The organism is Mesorhizobium sp. M2C.T.Ca.TU.002.02.1.1 (assembly GCF_003997225.1).
The window spans coordinates 1-1,194 of the sequence record NZ_RZTO01001239.1 but is presented as its reverse complement, the minus strand read 5'-3'; the positions used below and the strand labels follow the sequence as shown (position 1 = coordinate 1,194).

General features: G+C 61.7%; 3 protein-coding genes. 1 reads left to right on the top strand and 2 read right to left on the bottom strand.

The window, feature by feature from the left end:
- Both purE and EOD07_RS35100 read right to left on the bottom strand, forming a co-directional pair.
- A partial coding sequence (gene purE / locus EOD07_RS35105) for a 5-(carboxyamino)imidazole ribonucleotide mutase (RefSeq protein ID WP_127238412.1) occupies positions 1-409 on the bottom strand: 409 nt, incomplete at its 3' end.
- Positions 410-633: 224 nt separating this feature from the next.
- On the bottom strand, positions 634-837 hold the full coding sequence (locus EOD07_RS35100; protein WP_040985243.1) for a DUF465 domain-containing protein: 204 nt from the start codon (positions 835-837) through the stop codon (positions 634-636).
- Positions 838-1,067: 230 nt separating this feature from the next.
- On the opposite strand from EOD07_RS35100, the gene EOD07_RS35095 reads away from it, so the two are divergent.
- The coding region (locus EOD07_RS35095) for a DUF465 domain-containing protein (RefSeq protein WP_127238411.1) at positions 1,068-1,194 on the top strand (127 nt) is incomplete at its 3' end.

Below are 1,194 nucleotides of genomic sequence, written 5' to 3'. Positions count from 1 at the left end.
GTGCCAGCACGGCGGCGGCAAGAAGGGCGGCGTTCGCCGCGCCCGCCTTGCCGATCGCCAGCGTGCCGACCGGGATGCCGGCCGGCATCTGCACGATGGAAAGCAGCGAATCCTGGCCCGACAGCGCCTTGGATTCCACCGGAACGCCGAAGACCGGCAGCGGCGTCATCGCCGCCGTCATGCCGGGAAGATGCGCCGCCCCGCCGGCGCCGGCGATGATGACCTTGTAGCCGGCGGCCTTGGCGCCCTTGGCGAATTCATAGAGGCGGTCGGGGGTGCGGTGCGCGGAGACGATCAGCCGCTTGTGCGGGATGCCCAGCGCCTCCAGCGTTTCGGAGGCCTGGCGCATCGTCGCCCAGTCGGACTGGCTGCCCATGATGACGGCGACGTCGGCACGCTGATCGGTCAAGGCTTCGCTCCCCGGCGGCAAAGGCGCGCCTTAGCGGAATTCGCCTGCTGCCGCAAGGATTGTCGATGCCTGCAGTCCTTTCGGCCGGCGCGGTCCACGGCCTTGGCCGTCGCCCTCCGCCTAAAGCGCGTCGCGATCTTTCAGATTCGCTCCATGCGCTTTAGGTTTTTGATTTTAAGCATGTCTTTATCCCGAAACCGGTTCCCACTTTCGGGAGACATGCTTTAAGCGATGATGTCGGGGATGATGCGGTCTTCCAGCGCCGACAGCCGGTCTTTCAGCATCAGCTTCTTTTTCTTCATGCGCTGGATCTGAAGCGGGTCGCAGCCTGTGGCGATCATCGCGTTGATGGCGGCGTCGAAATCGGCGTGTTCCTGTTTGAGCCGGGAATATTCGAGGCGTATTTCAGCCTGTTCCTGTTCGGACATTATCTACCGTTTAGCGTATGCATCGCCCAATCGGGCTGGTTGGGCGGGACCGGTTGGTGACCGGCGCGCAGCCCTTATCACATTTCACTTTGTCGTGGAATGCTACCACGTGGCATTCGACATCGAGATTGGTTGGTGGCAAACTATCATCGTGCCGTCACAGTCGCAACCTGCGGTGGAGGCGCCCGCGACGGCTGCAATCGAGGAAACCATGAAAGGGAGAACCAATCATGTCTCTTGCATCCCATCTTGATGAGCTGCAGCGAAAGCACGGCGATATCGAGCGCGAACTTATCGACGCGATGAACCATCCTTCGGTAGACGACCTCGAGATCGCCACTCTCAAGCGGCGCAAGT